The organism is Streptomyces chartreusis NRRL 3882, from assembly GCF_900236475.1.
Lineage (GTDB): Bacteria > Actinomycetota > Actinomycetes > Streptomycetales > Streptomycetaceae > Streptomyces > Streptomyces chartreusis_D.
The window spans coordinates 4,059,144-4,077,664 of record NZ_LT963352.1; the positions used below are offsets into that span (position 1 = coordinate 4,059,144).

Consider the following 18,521-nt stretch of genomic DNA (forward strand, 5'->3'; position numbering starts at 1 on the left):
TAGAGTACGCGCCCTAGGGCTGGCTATTGCCCTGGCGGTCGTAGCTAATTCTCTATTTGGCGCTGCACAGATGAGCCTTCCATCAGCGTGGGGCGTCGTCGACATCCCCTTTCGCCGTGTCGTGCCAGTGATCTACGCGTCACTTATCGTGGGGAGCCTGCACAGCGCCATGGCTATGTTCGAGGCTATGGGCGGCGATTCACTTCATCGCATGACTAAACGGTACTTGGCAGTGACGGCAATACTAGTAACCGCTGTCGTTGGCGCTTCTGAGCTTATCTTCTACAGTCAAGAGTCAGCCATGCGGTCAGTCCGGTCGCTACTTGTCTGGATTGGCATTGCCCTCATATCGGGCCGGCTCCTAGGTTGGAAGCTGTCCTGGGTTCTTCCAGTTTCTACGATCTTTCCCCTCATCTATTATGGATCTGGTCCTTTGGGTCACGTCTACTGGTGGGACTGGACTTCTCGCCCTCCTGGAGATATGCCTAGTTGGGGATTGGTCCCACTTAGCCTGGGGATAGGCATCTCTGCTCTGCAGTACACACGTTGGCACGGCTACCGACTTCGCCACTTCGCTAGGCCACGCACCTCGACTAAATTCCCTGTTTCTCGCAATCGTTAAGAGATCCTCTGTCTTAAGTCACTGAAAAATTTTCGATGAGGTTGTAGCTGAATGCGCCTCATGTGAATTAAGCTCTTCGGTGGGGGGACTCAATTACGCACCAAGCGCTGGTTCGCATGAAATAGAATGCGTGAACGGCCTAGATGTGCACCTCCCATTCTCCGGTCGAATCCCAGAAGGAAGGTTAACAGTGGAGAACATCAAGACTCCGGTACTGAGGCGCATCTCCTCAAAAATCGGAGGGGCCGTGGCCATCGGAGCCCTGGCCTCGATGGCAGTACTTACGGCGTCTCCCATGGCGAACGCGGCTAACGAGCCGAACTGGACGAATGGATGCAGAGGGTACTGGTACACCACATCCTTCCATGGCTACTGCTCGTCCGTGACCCGAGCTGGTGACTTCCAGCTGTTTGGCGGCTGCAACAACGAGCCTAACTACTACGGCAAGTGGATAGAGCTCTCCAGAGGGTACAGTGGAAAGTTCGATGCGGACGAATGCACCTTCAAGGTAAATTCCGCCTCGGTCTTCTACTCCAACTAGCTCGGATGGTGTAGAAAGAGCGGTAGTCAGCGGCGTCCTCGGCCCGAAGGTCGGGGGCGCCTACTCTCTGTTGGATGGAGACGGTAGTGGAGATCGTTGCCCGGGCGTCTGGTCTGGTTCAGGGCTATGGTCAGCGCCCTGTCATCGACGGGCTTGATATCGAAATCTCCACGGGGGTTCTGGGATTACTGGGGCCCAATGGAGCGGGCAAGACCACGTTGCTTCGAACCCTGGCTTCAGTGGCACCCCCCGTCGCCGGCAGAATTGAAGTACTCGGCCAATCCGTGGAGTCCGAGTCCACTGCACGACGCGTGCGCCGTGATATTGGCTACCTTCCTCAGGACTTCGGTTACTACCCCAACTTCTCGGTGTATGACTTCGTCCGCTACTGTGCATGGCTTCGCGAGGTACCTAAGAAAGAAGCAGACGCAGCAACTCGCCATGCCGTAGCTTCGGTAGGCCTTGAGAAGCAATCAAAGGCAAAGATGAAGTCCCTTTCTGGCGGGATGCTCAGGCGTGCAGGAATCGCCACTGCAATCGTGGGATCGCCGAAGCTGGTATTGCTCGATGAGCCCACGGTGGGCCTCGACCCGGCACAGCGCCTTGAATTCAGAGGACTCATCCGCTCTCTGCAGGACACGGCTATCGTACTCAGTACTCACCTGGTAGAGGACGTAGCAGCGATCTGCGACGACACCGCGGTAATGAGTGATGGCCGTTTCCTGTTTCGCGGTGTTCCTGACGAACTCGTCGCACTAGCCAATCCCGACGCTCCTGGCGACAGCGCATTGGAACGCGGGTACATGACCGTTCTGAACTCGAACGGGATGCCGGTAGCGTGAAAATCTATCTCATTGAACTTCGCCGCTCGCCATTGCTCCTCTGCCTCCCCCTTTTGGTCCTAGTTGACCTAGCAGCCGTCTTTGGGAGGAGCCATTATTGGATCGGAGTGTGGCCACAGGCCAGTGCAGCCGCTCAGATTCCCGCAATCTTCTTCGCTCCAGCCTTTGCTGGAGCAGCAGCATGGGCCGTTAGTAGGTCACTGCAGCGGGGCGTGTGGGAGCAGCGTTATGCCGCAGCTCGTACAAGCTGGCATATGGAGGCTGTGCAGTTCGCAGCGACGCTCACATATGGGTTGCTGGCCTACACCCTTGGTGCGGTTGCCGCTGCGATTGTGAGCGTACCAACGGCCGGCCCTGGGTTTCTGTGGCCTAGTTATCTTCTTCTAGGATTTTCTGTCATTACGCTTTGTGCCGCATTAGGCCATCTGGTGGGACGTTGGTCGCGCTCGATCTTTATGGCTCCCGTGATCTGCGCCCTCGGTTGTTTCGTCGCTATCGGGGCAATTGGCAGCCCGAGAGGTTTGGGTCTGTTTGTTCTTTCGGGTGAACCTAATGTCGTAGTCAATACCTGGCCACTGGTAGCTCGCATTTCTCTGGCCACCGCTTTGCTGTTTGCGGCAATCGTTCTCCCTGATCGCCAGAAGCGTCAGCGGTTTCGCTGGCCACAGACGTTCGGCGCCAGAGTTGCCGCGAGTTGCGCAGGTTTTGCAGTTTTGGTTGCCTTCAGTTCTCTGATCTTTGCTGGGCCCATCCGCGTGGACCGGGCGGCTACAGATAGTCCTCTCTGCTCGACGAGTAGTCCACGCGTGTGTATCTGGCCCGAAGATCGAAAGTATCTTCCAGAACTCACGGCTATGGCCGAGCGACTGGATGCTGTTCCTCAGAAGTGGCTGAACTTGCCGGACACCTTCTATCAAAGCGGGTTGCGCCCTGACCCCCGCTATATCCCTATCGATTTTTCATTCTCCGAAGGGCAACTGTGGTTTGCTGCACCGAACTTCGCCGGTGTTGTGATTCAGCGTTCGATCACAGACAAGTGTGAAGAGCGGTCGCGGGTATCTGCGCAGAAGTACAGCGACGCCATCCTGCAACTTGACTTGTGGCTAGAGTTCCGCCTAATGGGGTCAAGCAAGTTGAGCATCAACAGTACTCTGAGTGACGCTCAACTCTCTGAACCGCAGCGGATTGTTCAAGCTTCGGAAGGCGAACAAGCGAGTTGGGTTGATAAGCAGCTGAAGGTCATTCATAACCTTCCATGCCAGTAGGCTCAGGCCGCCTTCCCGATGCGACGGTTTGCGTTCCCGCAACTTCCATTGCCTGATCTTCACTTGTAAGGTTTCGAAGGGTTAGCCACCCTCAACAGGAGGCAATCTCCTTGTCTGACGTCTCCAACAAGCAGGTGCGACTTAGTTATAGTAAGTGGCTGATGATAGCTGCCTGTCTTACGGTCGCAGCTATCATGCAGCAGATCTTGCTAATTGTGGGGCTTGGAGGGTGGCTTCCCGGCTGGCAACCGTGGCCCTTCCTGTTGCCTGCGGCCATTGCTTGGGCACTCGCGTGGCGCGACTTAGCGACCCCGGACATCCATATTCGACCATGGGTTCGTATCCGTGCCAGTATCCTTCGCGTTCCACCACCACTCTACGCCTTCGGTGTATTGGTGGTAGCAACGTGCGTTTGGTGGGCTCTTCAAGATAAAGAGCCGTACATGGGGCATGAAGAAGCCGTCTATGCAAATAAGGCTCGCTCTTGGCTTGATGGAAGCCCTGATGCCGGATGGGGGATATATCGCCCTGTCGGTCTTCCCTTTCTGGGAGCGATAGCGCTTGCCATTCACCATGATGTTGGGGCGCTGCGAGCAGTTGCGTTGCTACTCAGCCTCTTCACCCTTCTGACTATCTACGTGGTGTGTAGTTGCTGGTCCACTCCTCGGCGGGCTGTAGTAACGACCGTAGTCATATTGAGTGGACTTGGTTTCCTGCGCCGCATGCCAGAATTCCTGAATGACATCGGCGCTACGGGATTGCTTCTGATATTCGTTTTCCTGCTTGCGAGGGCACAGGAAAAGCCGAAATCTCGCGCACTGCTTGCGGCTCCATTCATTGCTCTCGCTGCATTCTACTTGCGATATGGGATCGTTGGAAATCTTCTTGCCATATCTGTAGCTGCAGCATTTTCATATGGCATTCGGTCCTGGATAGCGCAAGGATGGCGGATGGCCATTGCGGTCGTCGTGCTACTGGCAGGACTGGTCCCTCATTTTGTTTACGCGGCGAAAGTTTCCGGGTGGCCTTTAGGTATAGTACTTTCGGCGACTTCTCAAGCTAACCGTTCATACGTCGGGGACGGATTGGTTTACTACCTCGCCATATTTCCGTACCGTTTGGCTGGCGACCTTGGAGCGGTCATCATGATCTGTGGCCTCTTCACTGCAGGCGCCGCTACGAAGTTGCTCATACGGAAACGAGCTAGTTCCTCTAATGGGCCTTCCATTGAGGATCGCCGGCGAGTATTCCTTGGCGCTACTGCTGTACTGATTTTTGTGATACTCGGCCTTGCCACGGATGGGGAGCCCAGGTTTGTCTTTCTATCGGTTGTTTTGCTCTCATTTCTAGGCGTGCAGCGGCTCGCTGACATTTCCAAACAGCTGGCTGACATTCCTCTTACTTTCACAGCTGCCGTTTCGCTGCTCACGATTCTTGGGACTTCACAGGTTGTGGCCTACGGGGCAATACCTGGCCCGACAAAATTGAGTGAGTCCACCGTTCCGGTCGCCCAGCAGATGTCCAGCGCTGATCCATGCTTGCTGGTCTCGGGATATGAGCCTGAAATGGGCTGGTATTCCGGTTGCGATGCCGTCACCTATGCACAGTACAGGGAAATGGCATCTAGATCCGACGTGAGGGTGAGTCTGGTGCTATTCGAGCGCGGACGACTTCAACCAGGACCGGCGAGCCTTAGCGCATTGATAGATGGTCGAGACACTACGATTGTTCGCATCCCGACCAAGGGGTCTCTGGGTACAGCCACTGTGATTACCTTGTCTGAGTGAGGCCGCCGCACTTCTCCCTCAGCTTGTTTATTTATGGTCTGACTGGCCACGTTCGGCGATGGACTCAGGTCGCCTGGCCGTTTTGCCCATGTCGTTGCGGGCGGCGGGACGCCAGTTCTTCGAGGGAGTGGCCTGCCGGGGCCGGACGGTTGAGTTTCGGCGCACGGGCCGGACAGGCCAGGTCCGGTCGCAGGTTTCTGAACCCCCGGCGAATCGTGCGGGGGTGAGCGGCTGGACTCGACCGGCTTCTCACATGGACGGCGCAGATCCGCGACCAGCGGCCGGGCGGGACGGAGTTGATGGACCGCAGATGATCAGATAGGTCCACCGATCAGCCGCCTGGGGCTTTGCAAAGGCGGACAGGCGGCAGGGCCCGCCAGCCTCCGCAGTCGGCGGCCTTACCCGGGCGAGGCCGGCACGCATCAGGCGCAAACGGCAGGTCGGCCGTACCAGAGTATGCCGCCTGGTCGGGGCGGCCATATACGGAACTGCGACTTCCGGAGAGCATGCGGTACTGCACGGAGAGCTCGCCGCGTCACAGCTATGCCGATACCAGTGATGCGTCACTTGCAGGAACACCGAAGCCGAACCGCATCATGCGGGTCGGCTTCGGCTGTGCGCGCTGGCCATCGGTGTCAGAACGGCGGCTCGTCGGCGTAGCTTCCGCCGCCCCACCCTTCGGTTGTAGTGGGCGGAAGAAGTGGAGTGTCCAGCGCGTCATTTCACCGGTTACGCAGGTTGCCGGTGTGTGTTCGGGTCCTCACTGAACCCGCCTGTCCACCGCCCGGCGTCCGGCGCATGCCCCATCACCGGGTTCTATCGCCTCTCATCGACCCAACGACGGACTTGACCTCTCCCGCGAACTCACCAGCATCACACCCACGGTCCGTAAGACGCCCCCCGCGAGTGCCCCGACGCAAGCCTCCAGCGCACGTCCCCTGAGTTCGGACAGATCCGCCACTCCTCTACGATGCCGGTCGCCGTCAGACGCGTCAGCGCGCTGTGGAACCCCTGATCGTGCAGACCACAGTCGCGGATGATCCGGTCGCATTCACTCAGCCCTTCTCCCGAAGACGGATGACTGTGCGCCGCGAGGTACACGCGCAGCAGCCACAGCCGGTGCTCGGCCTCCCCCGTGCGGGCAGGGCGTCCGGTGCGCAGTGCCCAGTCGGCGGCGCGCCGTCGGTCGGGGCGGGCGGGTGACTGGGCGAGCAGCGCGGCATCCCGAAGCTTCGCAGCGACCCCGCCGGCTCCGGGGCCGTTCACCACGTTCAGCCACCGTGCCCGCTCCAACTCGTAGCAGGTCTCCCTGGCGTCGATACGTAGACCGCGCAGCAACCCTGCGGGGAGTTGGACCTGCATATACACGTTCATGCGCAGCGCGCACTGCAGGGCGAGGAGCCTCGCCCCGGCCGAGACTTCAGCGGGCAGGGCCGCGGCCAGATAGCTGAGGATCTCGCTCACGCGGACGCGTTCTCCCGGTCCCCTGGGTCGCCGGGAGTGACGCGGTCGCGCGGAGGGCGGGTGCGCCGGTACGGCAAGCATGGTGTCGGGCACGATGGCGGCCTGGGCGGTGGCCGCGGCGCAGGCGCCGCAGGCGTCAGCGAGGCGCCAGATGCGTCCGCCGCGTTCGCAGGCTAGGAGCAGGCGGATGGGGCCGGCGCACCCGCGGTGGCGGCGGTGCCAGCGGCATCCGCGTTCATGGCACTGGCAGATGCGCAGGTGGTGCGCCCGGAGATCGCCGCGGGCGTGCCGGGCGAGGTGGGCGAGGGCCGCCGAGCGGGCGGACTCCGCGGTGACCCGCTGGCCGTCCTGGGGACAGTGCTGGCAGACGAGGACGATCCCGCCGGTCTGGCATCTCAATTCCACCGTCCAGGTCCGCGGCGCCTGTGGACACACGGTGCGCAGCTTCATGAGCGTATGTCCTTCCCTTCCTTGTCCGGCGCCAGCCCTCCCGCGTCGTACGGCGGGGACGGCCGACACCGTAGTGCAGACCCCTGCCCTGCTGTCGGTGGAGCCACTGAGGCAAATAGGGCAGAGGTCTGCACTGACAGGGCAGGGGTCTGCACCGTCGGATGGTCGGGTGACGATCTTGCCGCCCGATCCGGACCTCAACGCGCTCCGGCTGGAGCTGGGGCGCCTGCGGGCTGAACGCGGGTGGAGTTACGACGAGCTCGCCGCCCGCAGCGGCCTGGCCAGGCGCACCGTGATCGAGATCGAGCAGGGCCGCACCATCGGCACCCTCAAGACGTGGCACGCCCTCGCACACGCCCTGGACACACCGTTCGACGACCTCTTCGCCACCCTTTGCCACGAGCACGACCTGCCCGGGGCGGACGCCAGCTCCGACATCTGATCCGGGCCGCCAGCACCGGCGGCGATTCACCCCATCCGGCAACGCCATATCGAATGCGCGAGCAGTCGTTCGCACTCCTGTCGCCCCGTTCTGCTCTACCTGGGGGACCATCCGGGCCGGGTACCGCCGGTGCGGCGTGTCGGCTGGCAGGTTCGCCCGCATGTGCTCCTCACCTTCTCCTTCTCCATGGTGCTGGGACGGCAGTCGAGCGAGCGCGCGTCGGCGGCGGTCCCTGCGTATCAATCCCGACAGCGCCAGCCGGCTGCTGCGTTGCGGCCAGGCTGCCTCCTGCCGCGCGTGCGGCAATCCGGTCGAGTGGTACCTGCGCGCCGACGACCGCCCGGTGCAGCTGCATCCGCACGAAGTGCCTGCGGCCCGGGTGCCAGAGTCCTGCCGCTGGCACGTCAGCCGCGGTATCGCCCATCCCGCAGGTGACGGGAGCGGCTGGTGCCGGCTTGCGCACGCGCTGCTGTGCCCCGGCCGCCCGGCGCCGCCTGCCGCGCCACAGCTGTCCGGGCTACGCCGGTCTCTCGCCCTGCGCACACGCCGTCTGATCGACGCCGGAGGCCTCGCTCCGCCAGGCGCGCCAGCCAGCAGTCCGCAGCCGGGCCAGGCCGTCTGCCAACCGGCTCGGCCTGTCGCGCAGCTGCTGTTCGTCCGTTACCTGGCCTCCCGCCCCGTCGACGAAATCCAGTGCGTCGCCCAGACGCTGCGCCGTGGCCGCTGCACCGCCAAGGTTCTCGGCCCCAGCTCTCTGCACGGTGTGTGGGCCCTGGTGCCAGTGAGCGCCCCCCAAGGCCAGCTCGCCCTGCCGTCGGATGTCATGGCCGTCTACAGCCTGTCCGCATTGCCCTACCAGGAACAGCTGCGGTGGCGTGCCCAGCGGTGTGACCAGCATGCCGCCGCCCCTGCGGCGGGTGACCTCGCCGTTGCGGACTGGGAGCCCTTCGATCCGCTTCGGCACCACGAACACATCCGCACCCGCCTGCCCTCACACGGACGTCGTCCCGGCGGCCCCGCTCCACGGCAGGCCCAGTCGTGACGCATCAGTACGCCGTCGAGGTCGTCCTGACCCGGCCCGCCTCCGCGCGGGAGCTTCACCGCGCCCGCTGCTGCGTGACGTTCGCCGCAAACGCGGACCGCACCCGGTTGATGACGGTGCAGAGCGGCAAGAGCGCGGGCCGCGCCTTGCACCGGCTGCGGCGTCGGCTGGACTCGGCCCTGCCGATCGACGTGCTCAGCACGCACTACCCCGACCGCCACGGCCGGGTCCTGCTCAACGTCGTCCTCAGCCGCCGCGCCAACGCACAGATTCGCCAGGAGGCGGCCACCAGCGGTGCGCGCGCCGGGGAAGTCCTGAGCGAGCGGATCACCGTCGGCCTTGCGCGAGAGCAGCGCGAGCGGCACCAGCGTCTCGAGTCGCGGCTGCGCAGCCTGCTCACCCACCACACCCCGGAAGAAGTCCTAGCCTGCGCCGCAGCCCGTCTTTTCCAGGCGCGCCCGCCCGGGTGAACCATCCGTCGTTTCCCGGCATCCCCATCATCAGATGCCCTGGGTCTGGCCGTTTCCATCCCACGGAGTCCAGTTGCACACTCCCACCCCCGAACAGGTCCACGCGGCGGACTCCTTCCGCTCCGGCCAGCACCTCGCGCTGCAGGCCGGAGCCGGAACAGGGAAGACCAGCACGCTGTGCCTGCTCGCCGCCAGCACTAAACGCCGAGGCCGTTACCTGGCCTTCAACAAGGACATCGCGCGCGACGCCGCGGCCCGCTTCCCGTCCACGGTGCAGTGCCGCACCGCCCACGCTACCGCCTTCGCCGCACTCGGCCACCGCTACGCCGACCGGCTCAACAGCCCCCGCCAGCCGGCTTGGAAGATCGGCCAGGCCCTCGGCATCCTGCGCTCCCTGCGGATCGCCGATTACGAGATCAGTCAGAGAACCCTGTCCCACAACGTGCTGCGCACCATCACCCGCTTCTGCCACTCAGCCGACGCCACTCTGACGCACCACCACGTGCCGCGTGTGCGGGGCCTCGACAGACCCGCAGACCACCGGCAGTTCGCCGAGCTCGTGCTCCCCTTCGCGGCCAAGGCGTGGGCAGACCTGCAACGCCCCGACCACGGCATCGTCCGCTTCGAGCACGACCACTACCTCAAGATGTGGGCGCTGACCGGCCCGAAGATCGAAGCCGACTTCCTCTTCCTCGACGAGGCCCAGGACACCAATCCAGTTCTGGAGCGAGTGTTCATCGCCCAGCGAGACCACGCTCAGCTCGTCATGGTCGGCGACTCGGCACAGGCCATCTACGGCTGGCGGGGCGCAACCGACGTGATGACCGGCTTTGACGCCGAGCAGCTGACCCTCACCCGCTCGTTCCGGTTCGGGCCGCAGATCGCCGACGAGGCCAACCGGTGGCTCGCACTCGCCGACGCCCCCATCCGCCTGACGGGGACCACCAGCATTCCCGCTGAGGTGAGCAGCGTCGAGCACCCCGACGCGGTGCTGTGCCGAACCAACATCGGCGCGATGACGGAGGTCATGCACTTGCTCGGCGAAGGACACCGCGTCGCCCTCACACGCGGAGGCCAGCAGTTGGCACAACTCGCTCTCGCTGCCCGTGATCTGAAGGAAGGACGCCGCACTCACCACCCCGAACTCGTGCTGTTCGCGTCCTGGGGCGACCTGCAGGACTACACCGCCTACGATCCGGCCGGCCGCGACCTACAGCCCTTCGTCGACCTCGTCGACACCCACGGCCCCGACGCCATCCTCGCCGCTGTGTCGCAACTCGCCGAGGAGACGCACGCCGACGTCACCGTCTCCACCGCCCACAAGGCCAAAGGCCGCGAATGGCCGGCGGTGAGGATCGGCAAGGACTTTCCCAAGCCGAAGGACACCGATCCCGGCGCTCCGGCAGCCAGCCAGCCCCCTGAAGTGAGCGATTTGGACGCCCGTCTCGCCTACGTCGCCATCACTCGTGCCCGCAATCGACTCGACCTCGGCGGCCTGGCATGGACTGCATCCGCCCAGCAGGTAGAAGGCGGATGATCCCGCATAGAGACCGACTGGCAGCGCGGTGCCTCAGGCCGCCTGCCGGGCTCAGCCTGCCCAGCCGATATCGATCACTTCGATGCCACCGAGGAAGGCGGTGATCCACACCCACGAGCGAGGACCGAAGATCAGCGTGGCGCGCCAGCCGCCGGGCTGCGGCCATTCACCCGGTCGCAGAAGCGCGGCGGCGATTGTCTCCATCACCTCCTTGCGCCCCTCCGGTGGCAGCTCATCTAGGGCGTCCTCCACCCGGACCGCCAGGTCGACCTCGTACGGCACTGCGCACCCCCGTGCTCGTGATCAGGGAGGTCCATACCGTACGAGCCGGGGGGCTTGGTCACGTGCAGTCCTGTGGATAACCACTCCGCGTACAGGTCAGAGCGCTCTCACAGCTTGTCGGGCCCCGAAGACGGAACCCCGTGCCACCGCCCGGTCCGCAATCGCAACGGTCAGAAGGAGCGGGGCTTGACGCTGAATCGTTCGACGAGGCCCTGGGCGAGGAGCCGGTGGGCGGTGAACTGTTCGGCCACCGCTTTAGGATCACTCCAGTTATCCGCGTCAGCGAGCGCGAGCGTCGCCTTGCGCAGCGCCTCACCCAGCTTCGTCATCATGTCCTCGGTGACGATGCGGGTGCCGGGCGGGGCGACGGCGTTGTTCTCCGGGGTGTTGACGCGGTGCAGCAGTACCGGGGTGGCAGTGCAGGTCTGGTCATAGGTTTGCTGGAACCAGCTCATGGAGTGAGCCAGCTGCGCGACGTCACTACGCCAGATCTTGTCAGAGGTGGCCCCTGACTTGGCTTCCAGAACCAAGTACCTCAACTCCCCGATCGCCCACAGGACGTCCGGCCCGTTGCCGGTCGTGCGCTCCGGTCGCTGGGCCTCGAATCCGAGGTGATACCCAAGGCGTTCCAGGGCCCGCTCGAAGATGGGGACTCGCTTCGGGTTCGGGTGGTACGTGAGTTCGTCGAGTAGGACGTCGATGCCCACCAGGAGCTCGTTGCGGTCGCTGTACTTCTCGGCCAGGTAGGCGGCTGCGAGTGCCGCCTGGGTGTCGGTGGCCTTGATCCGGGTGGCCTTGACGCCGTCGATCGGTCGCAGCAGCTCAGGATTGTGCACCAGCGCCTTGACCAGGGTCTGCTGGGCCCTGGGCTCGTCAGTGAAATGCTGATAGGCAGCGAGTTGTTCCTGGAGGAACCCGCGCTCGGCCGGGTCAGTGGCCGCGGCAACCGCCTCGCTCATATGGGTAACGGCCTGCGAATACTGGCCGAGCGCGGCTTGGTCGAAGGCCCTACGCGCGGGCGCGGCGACCTTGGAGATGGTGCTCTGAGGGTAGGTGACCTCGGCCAGGGCGGTGCGGGCGGCGGAGACCCAGCCCGGGTCACGGCCCAAGACCTGCGCGATCACGCCTTCGATCTGCTCGAGCTGCTGTCCGGCCAGATGCGAGGCGATCTTGCGGGAGAACTCGATCTGGGCGACGGTGGCAGGGCTGAACCGGGCCCGGTACCGGGGTGAGGCGATCAGCTGCGACAGGTGCGGTCCCATAAGCAGGACGACGCAGTGGTCATTGACGGAACGCACTCCGCGGCCCATACCCTGCTCGATGCGCTGCAACTGCCGGTTCACCATCGCATCGGAATCGCCGACGACGATCGCCTCGCGGCGGGTGAGGCCGCCATAAGCCTGCGGCAGACCGTCCAGGACCAGTACTTCGCATGCTGTGCGGGGCAGGTCGATCCCGTCGTACTTGTTGATCAGCACGACCAAACCGACATGCCGACTGCGCAGTTCCTTGACCGCGGACCCGATCTGCTCGGAGTCCGCAGCGGTGATCTTCGCGTACGGCCCCCATGCGGCGGCCTTGCGGTGGGAGGGCACCAGGACTACGACGTTGACCCGCTCGGCGAGCTTCGCGGCCATCGCCCGCACAGCCGCGTCGGTGACCGACGGGTTGATGTCCTGGGGGGCGAGGATGAGGCGATCCCCGAGATAGCCGGCGCTCGCCGGGGTGATCGGAGTCCCCACGGTGGCCGGGTCGGCCGCGAAGTCGGTGACCAAGATGCTGTCGTCGGCCAGAGTCGCGGTCAGGTGGACCCGGCGCCTCGCCCGCGCGAAGCTGGCAATCTTGCCGATCGGCGGGTACGGCGGTTGGACTTCCAGCCCCTCTCCGGTGAAGACGGCTCGGCAGACAGGCAGTACATCCTTGACCAGGGGCCAGGACCACTGAAGGTCCTCATCGTCCCGCAAACCGTTCAGAATCGCGCTGACGTCACTGATGCGGCGGGTCCAGGCCCAGAACGGTACCTGCGCGACCGCCGAGGGGTCCTGCGTTGTCAGGCCCAGGTAGGTGATCTCCGACTGCTGGAGCAGGTCATCGGTGAACAGCTCCAACAGTGCGGTGAACGCCTCGGCATGCCGGGCTCTCGACAGCGACAGGGTGAACTTCTCTCGCACGGTCGCCAGCGCCGCGTGCGCGTCGTCGACGACGATCGTGCCGACGTCGGTGACAGGGCGTCCGTCCCCCTGGAGCCCGAAGACGCTCTTGCCGTTGACGAACCGGTGTAGGCTGAGCACGCAGATCGCCTCACCGCTCGCGAAGCGGGTGGACTTGGGATCCGAGGTCACCTCCAGCCCGAGGTCCACGGCCTGCTCCATCGCCTGCGAGGCGAGATAGGGGTCCGGGGCCAGATACAGCACCGGGCCGGCGCTCTCGTTCAGACTCGACTGACAGATCAGAAGCCCCACCAGAGTCTTGCCGCCGCCCGTATTGAGCTTGACGACCAGGTCCTTCTCCGAGCGCCGGTCGTACCACGCCTGGAGTACCTGTCCCTGCGGGTCACGCAGGAACTCGTACTGGGCAGCACGCCCGGGCAGCGCGTCAAAAAGCACCCGGGGGTCGGTGGGCGTCGGGGCGGAACCCGATCCGAAGGAAGAGAAGTCGATCACCATATGAGCCCCCTGAGGAATCCGGCGCTAACGGGGCCTCCCACCCCCGGGGCGCCACCGCGACAGACAGTAGCGAAGAGAACAGCGTGTTCACATCTGGGTTGCACCAGGTCCCTGGCTGCGATACGTGGGATCCGATCCAGCGGGCCGCCGACCAGTTCGGCCCAGCTCCGGCCGGGCTGCGGCACCGGCGGCCCCCAGCCCGGCGCCCATGCATCCGGCGGCGTAGCAGCTGCGCGTCATCCTGATGCATTCCTTCTGCCTGGTCGCTGGCACTCACAGCCAGGATCAGTTGGCGGCGGATCGTTCCATGGTTCACCCACCCGCCGGTAGTCCGGCGATTATCGTGTCGGACCGGCTCACCGTCGATCCGCAGCACGCCCCGGCTGCGAACGCCAACGTCTACCTCGCCTCGACCGAGACCATCGAACAGGTCGCCGGTGACGTCTCCATCGTTTGGCGCGATCTACTTACCAGCGCGGCAGGAATCCAGGCAGAGCAGACACTGCGACAGCACGTTCGATCGGTGATGACGGAACACGGGTGTCTTCCCACTCAGGTCATTGACCGTCTCACCCAGAACAGGATTCGTCCGGGCGCCTGAGAGGAAGCCACGGCCGTCCCCGCGAGACGGAGGACCAGATCACGGGGCGGCCGACTGAGAGGCGTGTCCTGAGCCGGCGCGGCCTCCCCGAAGCGGGACGAGTTCCTGGCAGCGAACTCCTCCCGGCGGACGCTGACGCGGTCTGGAGGGCCCTCGTGGTGGGGGGTGACGAGATGGCCCTGTACGAGCACCTCCAAGCTTAAAAGGCCGAGGCGGGCCCGGTCCCGGCCACCCCCGAAGACCCTCGTCGAGAAAACGGTGGAGCGACGGCCAGCTCAGGATGCCTCGGCGTCCGCAGTCGTCTCACTTGAGATGCTCGCGGAGATGCGGCGGCGCATCGTGGCAAGGTCGTCGCGAGTGGCGCTGGGGGCCATGGCGCGGCGCGGACCGACCAGCCTGGTGGATGATGACCCATCAGCGCACCAACAAGGGGGGGCAAGGCGATGAGAAATTTCGACGGCGCGATGCAGTTCCTCAAGGCCCGGCTTCGCGAGGACGAGAAGGCTGCTCGCGCAGTGAAGCCCGGCAAGAGCCAGGACCTGAAAACGTTGCAGGCCCGCGTCCTCGCCGACGTCGAGGCCAAGCGCCAGCTCGTGGCGTGGGTGGAGGGCAACTTTGGGACGGCATTGAAGGCGGAAGCGGATGCCAGGAGCCTACCCGTCTTGAAGAAGGGGGCCGTGCACTTGATCGCTGCTGTTCCCGAGTTTCTCCGTAGTCCGGTGATCGAGAGACTCGTTTGGGCATACGCCGACCACCCCGATTACGACCCTGAGTGGGGATTGATCGAGTACGTGCACGAGAACGAGCGCGGTGGGGACAAGCTCAGCACCCGCTGACTAGGAGACATCGCTTTGACTTTGGGGAGCGCCAGAAGGCGTACCGCGGGCCCACATGCTCGGCGGGCAGGGGGCCTAGAGTGCGCCGAGATCCTTAACCTGAGGCTCTGCTGATGCTCCGCCGTGTGAAGACAGACCTCGCGCAGGCGGCTCAGCGCGGATAAAGACGTTGTCGTAAAAGGTCATGACGCTGTCAGGATCCGCTCGTATCTTCAGTCCATGACCGTCACTGCCCGCCGGGAGCTGGTGAGTCCCGCGACCCGCAACGCCTTCCGCGCTCTGGCCACGGACCTCACGCTCCGGATCGTGGCCGAGCTGTGGGAGGATCACGGATTCGCGCCCATCCCGCCTGAACAGTTGAAGTACCAGGACTCAGGTCAGCGGCGGACCGAGTTCATGCTCTATGCCGAAGGCGTGGACTGGTCTGACCCCGACCACGTCCGGCGGGCTCTTCTCGTCTTCGAGGACTTCATCCGTGCCTACCGGGACCCCGGGCAGCAGGACACCCCTACGTGGCTGGAGAACATCCGCGTTCGCCTGGAGAGGGACGGCTTCTCGCTTGACCAGAGCGGCAAGATCTCGTGGGCGGCGCCGCCTGTTCTGGCCCGTGACCTCAGCAACCTGAGCGACCCCTCCGGCATCACGATCGAGTTGGAGCGCATCCGGCGAGACCTGACAACGGACCCGTCAGGTGCGATCGGGGCGGCCAAGCAGCTCATCGAGGCGACTGCGAAAACCGCCCTCCGGGAGTTGGCCATCGAGATCGACAGCAACGCGGCCCTGCCCTCCCTCATCAACACCGTGCAGAAGTCGCTGAAACTCGATGCCGCCTCGGCGCCGGCAGGCCCCGACGGAAGCAAAGCGATCAGGAAGGTCCTGTCCGGCGCGATCAACATCGCCGTCGGCGTGGCCGAGCTGCGCAACCAGGGCTTCGGCAGCGGACACGGCCAGGCGAGCGCCCCGAGCGGCCTAGGGGTCCGCCACGCCCGCCTGACGGTCAACGCCGCCGTGACCTGGTGCGAGCTGATTCTCGACACGCTGGCGGACCCGGCCGCTCCGTGGCGCAAGGTCACCACCTGATCTACGTCCAGATCACCTCGGCCCGCCTCGGCCCGGACATGCCGATCAGGAGCCCCGGGGGGAAACTGGACCTTAGCGTTGCTTCCTTATCCCGCCGTCAGGCCAAGTGTGACCCGATCACTGACCCCTTGGAATAAATCATCTAGCGGGGAGCCTGAGCGATCCGGTCGCGGAGGTGCTGCGCTGCCGTTTGCATTTGCTCGTCAGGACCGCCCTCGGCCAGTTGGGCCAAGATGTCGACGAAGATCTCAGTCCGAAGCCGCACGGCCTCCTTTGAGTTGTCGAGGATCGCGCGGTGGAGGACTTCCCAGAGTTCACTCCTCACCGTGGCTGGGTCGGAGGTGTGGCTAACTGATCGTTTCAAAATGAGATGCGCAGGCTGCGGTGGCACATCGGGCTGCCAGCAAGGTCGAGCAGATATGGACTAGCGTGTCGGCCATGTGGACGGACGACTGGTTGGCCGACACCCGAACCTCCTACGACACGGCCGCGGTTGGCTACGCCGACTACGTGCGCGATGCCATCGACCGGCTTCAGTACCTGCGTGCGGCTCTGGCGTTGTTCGCCGAAAGTGTGCGTGCCGCGGGCGGCGGACCGGTGGCAGACATCGGCTGCGGCCCCGGTCACGTCACTGGCCACCTTCACACTCTCGGCGTCGACGCCTTCGGCATCGACCTTTCTCCCGGAATGGTCGCGGTTGCCCGGCGCGACCATCCCGGCCTGCGGTTCGAGGTGGGCTCGATGACGGACCTGGACCTCCCTGACGCCTCGGTCGCCGGATTGCTGGCCTGGCAGTCGTTGATCCACATCCCCGATGATGAGGTGCCGTCTGTGATCGGGCACTTCCATCGGGCACTGCGGCCGGGCGGACCGCTGCAGCTCCTGTTCCACGTCGGCGACGAATCACGACTGAAGACCGAGGGCTACGGCGGCCACCCGATGAAGGTCCATGTCCACCGTCGTCAGCCGAGCCAGGTGGCCGCGTGGCTGCGCGACGCTGGATTTGAGGTCGAGGCCCAGATGCTGCTTGCCCCCGAAGAGAAAGCATCGCAAGCGATTCTTTTCGCACGGCGTAGCTGATCGTTGAACAGCACGTTGCGCTGCGGGTCTTGTGTCAGGCGACCTTGGTCGACAGGCTGTCCGCGTGCGTGCTGATCTTGTTCCTGACGACCTGTGGGAGCGGGTGGCTCCGATGTTGCCGCCCGCTCCCGAGCGGCGGCACCGCTACCCGGGCAGACTGCGTGTTCCCGATCGGGCGGCCCTCGCCGGTGTCATGTACGTGTTGCGGACGGGCGTCGCCTGGCGCGACGTCCCCGCGGAGACCGTTGGCTGTTCCGGGGTGACGGCCTGGCGCCGGCTGCGGGACTGGACGGAGGCCGGCGTGTGGCCCCGTCTGCACGCCACCTTGTTGACCGAGCTGCGTCGCGCCGACCTGCTGGACTTGGACGACTGCGCTGTAGACGGTTCGCATGTCCGGGCGCTCAAAGGGGGGATCACGTCGGGCCGTCGCCTGTTGACCGCGCCCGTCCCGGTTCCAAACATCACCTGATCGTCGACCGTCACGGCACACCGCTTGCCGTCAGGCTGACCGGCGGGAACCGGCACGACGCCACCCAGCTCCTGCCGCTGCTGGAGGCAGTCCCATCGATTCGTGGCCTCCGGGGACGACCTCGCCGTAGACCCCACCGCCTGTATGCCGACCGGGGCTACGATTTCGACAAGTACCGCCGCCTGCTATGGAAGCGTGGCATCAAGCCGATGATCGCCCGCCGCGGCGTCGCCCACGGTTCCGGGCTGGGTAAAGTGCGCTGGGTGGTCGAACGCGCCTTCGCCTGGCTGCACCAGTTCAAACGACTTCGCATCCGCTATGAACGACGGGCCGATCTCCACCTGGGTCTGCTCGAACTGGCCTGCAGCATCATCTGCCTCCGTCGCCTGCGAACCTCATTCTGAAACGATCAGTAAGCCCCTCGCGGAGTACCTTCTGGACGATCTGTTCCTCGAGGATCCGCGTTGCGGCAACGTAGTCGTATGCGTGCGGCCGGCCCTCAACTGGCGTGAGCGGGTAGTCCGGCAGGTAGCCCAGTTTGCGAGCCCGCGCGAGCCAACGGCTGGCGGTGATCCCGCTGACTCCCCACGTGTCCTGGATGACCTGCCGAGGAGCCCGACCCGTCAATTCCGCATCGACGGCGAACCATGCGACCTGGACGAAGTGTCCCGCGGGCCAGGACCGACCGACCTTTACCGACTGAATGCGGGCTTGGGCGTAGACGTCGCCGACCTTGTTGTTCCACTTGGTCCGTAGAGCGCTCTTGACCCTCCCCAGAATGGTTCCTGTCGGCGCGCGACGGACGGTCTCCCGGGTGATCGCCTCAGGCTTCTCTGGGTCTCGGGGCACGATCGACAGCCTCGTGATGGCCGGCTTCCCGGCCACCATCCGTCCTTCGACGGAGTAGACCCAGGGGCCTGGGATGTCGGAGTAGGTGACATCGACAGCCTCTGAGCCGTTGGCGAAGGCGTAAACCCATCCCCAGGTTCCGTCCCCGGCAATGGACATCGCTTCAGTGGGCTCGTCGTCCACGATAGTGATAACC

At 64.4% G+C, this 18,521-nt stretch carries 17 protein-coding genes and 1 pseudogene; 13 read left to right on the top strand and 5 right to left on the bottom strand.

From position 1 onward, the window contains the following. Window positions 1-812: 812 nt before the first annotated feature. The 4 genes from SCNRRL3882_RS40805 (at window position 813) to SCNRRL3882_RS40815 (ending at window position 5,057) form a co-directional block, all read left to right on the top strand. Entirely contained in the window at window positions 813-1,163 is a 351-nt protein-coding gene (locus SCNRRL3882_RS40805) for a hypothetical protein (protein ID WP_158688444.1), read from the top strand. A gap of 74 nt (window positions 1,164-1,237) precedes the next feature. Next, on the top strand, window positions 1,238-2,005 hold the full coding sequence (locus tag SCNRRL3882_RS18180; RefSeq protein ID WP_050810293.1) for an ATP-binding cassette domain-containing protein: 768 nt from the start codon (window positions 1,238-1,240) through the stop codon (window positions 2,003-2,005). Between the two features lie 254 nt (window positions 2,006-2,259). Continuing rightward, window positions 2,260-3,270, top strand: coding sequence for a hypothetical protein (locus SCNRRL3882_RS40810; RefSeq protein ID WP_158688443.1), 1,011 nt, complete (start codon window positions 2,260-2,262; stop codon window positions 3,268-3,270). A 110-nt stretch (window positions 3,271-3,380) separates the two neighbouring features. Next, entirely contained in the window at window positions 3,381-5,057 is a 1,677-nt protein-coding gene (locus SCNRRL3882_RS40815) for a glycosyltransferase (RefSeq protein ID WP_158688442.1), read from the top strand. Between the two features lie 27 nt (window positions 5,058-5,084). On the opposite strand, the pseudogene SCNRRL3882_RS42425 reads toward SCNRRL3882_RS40815, so the two are convergent. Beyond that, a pseudogene (locus SCNRRL3882_RS42425) lies at window positions 5,085-5,402 on the bottom strand (transposase); the annotation flags it as partial. 528 nt (window positions 5,403-5,930) lie between these two features. Further along, complete coding sequence (locus SCNRRL3882_RS41760) at window positions 5,931-6,971, bottom strand: hypothetical protein (RefSeq protein ID WP_010044177.1); 1,041 nt, start codon at window positions 6,969-6,971, stop codon at window positions 5,931-5,933. A gap of 169 nt (window positions 6,972-7,140) precedes the next feature. On the opposite strand from SCNRRL3882_RS41760, the gene SCNRRL3882_RS18195 reads away from it, so the two are divergent. The 4 genes from SCNRRL3882_RS18195 to SCNRRL3882_RS18210 all read left to right on the top strand — a co-directional run bounded on the left by SCNRRL3882_RS18195 (window position 7,141) and on the right by SCNRRL3882_RS18210 (window position 10,462). Continuing rightward, window positions 7,141-7,413, top strand: coding sequence for a helix-turn-helix transcriptional regulator (locus SCNRRL3882_RS18195; RefSeq protein WP_010044175.1), 273 nt, complete (start codon window positions 7,141-7,143; stop codon window positions 7,411-7,413). 160 nt (window positions 7,414-7,573) lie between these two features. After that, window positions 7,574-8,455, top strand: a complete 882-nt coding sequence (locus SCNRRL3882_RS41765; protein ID WP_078602916.1) for a DUF6083 domain-containing protein — start codon at window positions 7,574-7,576, stop codon at window positions 8,453-8,455. After that, on the top strand, window positions 8,452-8,925 hold the full coding sequence (locus tag SCNRRL3882_RS18205; RefSeq protein WP_010044163.1) for a hypothetical protein: 474 nt from the start codon (window positions 8,452-8,454) through the stop codon (window positions 8,923-8,925). Before SCNRRL3882_RS41765 ends, SCNRRL3882_RS18205 begins: the two co-directional genes overlap by 4 nt. Before the next feature lie 73 nt (window positions 8,926-8,998). Continuing rightward, a complete protein-coding gene (locus SCNRRL3882_RS18210) occupies window positions 8,999-10,462 on the top strand; it encodes a UvrD-helicase domain-containing protein (RefSeq protein WP_010044162.1) in 1,464 nt (487 codons plus the stop codon). Window positions 10,463-10,513: 51 nt separating this feature from the next. On the opposite strand, the gene SCNRRL3882_RS18215 is transcribed toward SCNRRL3882_RS18210, so the two are convergent. Both SCNRRL3882_RS18215 and SCNRRL3882_RS18220 read right to left on the bottom strand, forming a co-directional pair. Further along, a complete protein-coding gene (locus SCNRRL3882_RS18215; protein ID WP_010044160.1) occupies window positions 10,514-10,744 on the bottom strand; it encodes a hypothetical protein in 231 nt (76 codons plus the stop codon). Window positions 10,745-10,914: 170 nt separating this feature from the next. Continuing rightward, the gene (locus SCNRRL3882_RS18220) at window positions 10,915-13,410 is read right to left on the bottom strand and encodes a DEAD/DEAH box helicase (protein WP_010044157.1); all 2,496 of its coding nucleotides are present in this window, start codon (window positions 13,408-13,410) and stop codon (window positions 10,915-10,917) included. 307 nt (window positions 13,411-13,717) lie between these two features. Between SCNRRL3882_RS18220 and SCNRRL3882_RS18225 the strand changes: the two genes are divergently transcribed. From SCNRRL3882_RS18225 to SCNRRL3882_RS18250, 5 genes are all read left to right on the top strand, one after another. Beyond that, window positions 13,718-14,011: a hypothetical protein gene (locus SCNRRL3882_RS18225; RefSeq protein ID WP_029181469.1), complete on the top strand. Its 294-nt coding sequence runs from the start codon at window positions 13,718-13,720 to the stop codon at window positions 14,009-14,011. A gap of 443 nt (window positions 14,012-14,454) precedes the next feature. Further along, a complete protein-coding gene (locus SCNRRL3882_RS18230; RefSeq protein ID WP_102514825.1) occupies window positions 14,455-14,847 on the top strand; it encodes a DUF6221 family protein in 393 nt (130 codons plus the stop codon). A 219-nt stretch (window positions 14,848-15,066) separates the two neighbouring features. Next, on the top strand, window positions 15,067-15,927 hold the full coding sequence (locus tag SCNRRL3882_RS18235) for an abortive infection family protein (RefSeq protein WP_010044150.1): 861 nt from the start codon (window positions 15,067-15,069) through the stop codon (window positions 15,925-15,927). Between the two features lie 438 nt (window positions 15,928-16,365). Then, complete coding sequence (locus tag SCNRRL3882_RS18245) at window positions 16,366-17,007, top strand: class I SAM-dependent DNA methyltransferase (protein WP_010031903.1); 642 nt, start codon at window positions 16,366-16,368, stop codon at window positions 17,005-17,007. A 64-nt stretch (window positions 17,008-17,071) separates the two neighbouring features. Continuing rightward, a protein-coding gene (locus SCNRRL3882_RS18250; protein ID WP_086012443.1) for an IS5 family transposase occupies window positions 17,072-17,880 on the top strand; the annotation gives its coding sequence in 2 pieces (ribosomal slippage) (window positions 17,072-17,411 and window positions 17,411-17,880; 810 coding nt in all). Here the strand turns inward: SCNRRL3882_RS18250 and SCNRRL3882_RS18255 are convergent. After that, window positions 17,846-18,508: a hypothetical protein gene (locus tag SCNRRL3882_RS18255; protein ID WP_102514827.1), complete on the bottom strand. Its 663-nt coding sequence runs from the start codon at window positions 18,506-18,508 to the stop codon at window positions 17,846-17,848. The genes SCNRRL3882_RS18250 and SCNRRL3882_RS18255 overlap by 35 nt on opposite strands. Between the last annotated feature and the right edge of the window lie 13 nt (window positions 18,509-18,521).